Consider the following 1286-nt stretch of genomic DNA (forward strand, 5'->3'; position numbering starts at 1 on the left):
CAGCCCCTCGACCTTCGACCCCCCGACCTTCGACCCCCCGACCCGGTGCCCGCTGACCGACGCCTCAGGGGTGCCAGCCGGTCTGCTCCGCCCACTGCTCGGCCCGCAGGTACTCCTCGTCGAACCATGGGTTGCGGGCCGTGCCGGAATCGCCGGCCTCCGGCGCCGCGTCCATCAGGTCCCGCTTGAACAGCAGGTACGCGGCCCGCTGATCCGGGTCGGCACGCAGGTGGTCGCGCATCAGCAGCGCGTACCGCCAGCCCGGCGAATCCGCCAACCGCACGTGCAGACGAACCGGGCGGGCCGGGTCCGCGCTGCCGTGCAGCCGCTTCTCCCACCGCCCCTTGCCGGCCGGGCGCGGGTCGTCCCACCACTGCCCCGGCACCCGTGGGAACCCGGCGTACGCCAGCCGATCGGCCAACGGCCCGTCGGCGTCGGCGAGGCTGGAGACCGCCACCTGCACGTCGATGACGTTCTGGGCGGCCAGGCCGGGCACCGCCGTCGCACCGATGTGATCGATCCGTAGGGCATCCGAGCCGAGCGCATGCTGGATCCGGGCGGCCAGCCGCGCGTACTGCTCCGGCCAACTCGCGTCGGCCCCGGCCAGCTCGGCCGCGTCCGGCGGGACCACCCGCCGCTGGCGCAGGTTGTCCTCGTAGGGCACCAACCGCTGCTTCCAGAGCAGGTCGACGGCGTGGTGCAGCGCCGAAAGGCTCCCGTCGTTGGTCAGCACCACGTCCGCCGCCGCCCGACGGCGGGCGTCGTCGGCCTGGGCGGCGATCCTCCGCTCGGCCTCCGCGCGACCCATCCCCCGGTCGCGCGCCAGCCGCTCCAGTCGGGTCGACACGGCCGCCTGCACCACGACCACCAGGTGGTACGTCGGCGCGAGACCCACCTCGACCAGCAGCGGTACGTCGTTGACGACTATCGCGTCGGGTGCCGCCGCGGCGGTCAGCTCCGCGGTGCGGGCACGGACCCGGGGGTGGGTGATCGCCTCCAGCCGACGGCGGGCGGTCTCGTCGGCGAACACCACCGCTCCCAGTGCGGCACGGTCCAGTGCGCCGTCGGCGTCCACGACCGCGTCGGAGAAGGCGGCGATAATCTCGGCCAGCCCGTCCGTACCCGGCGCCACCACCTCCCGGGCCACCCGGTCGGCGTCAATCAGCACCGCGCCCCGCTCGACGAGCCGCGCCGCCGCCGCGCTCTTGCCTGACCCGATCCCGCCGGTCAACCCCACCCTCAGCACCCGAACAGTCAACCGGATCGACAAGCCCGTCGCCAAACCC

The 1286-nt window shown here is 74.3% G+C and carries 1 protein-coding gene; it reads right to left on the minus strand.

All coding sequences use genetic code 11. The annotated features are described in order from the left end of the window. Positions 1-64: 64 nt before the first annotated feature. The gene (gene coaE / locus DLJ58_RS04495; protein ID WP_124853992.1) at positions 65-1246 is read right to left on the minus strand and encodes a dephospho-CoA kinase; all 1182 of its coding nucleotides are present in this window, start codon (positions 1244-1246) and stop codon (positions 65-67) included. Positions 1247-1286 lie beyond the last annotated feature (40 nt).

This window comes from Micromonospora arida (genome assembly GCF_003857035.1).
Classification (GTDB): Bacteria; Actinomycetota; Actinomycetes; order Mycobacteriales; family Micromonosporaceae; genus Micromonospora; species Micromonospora arida.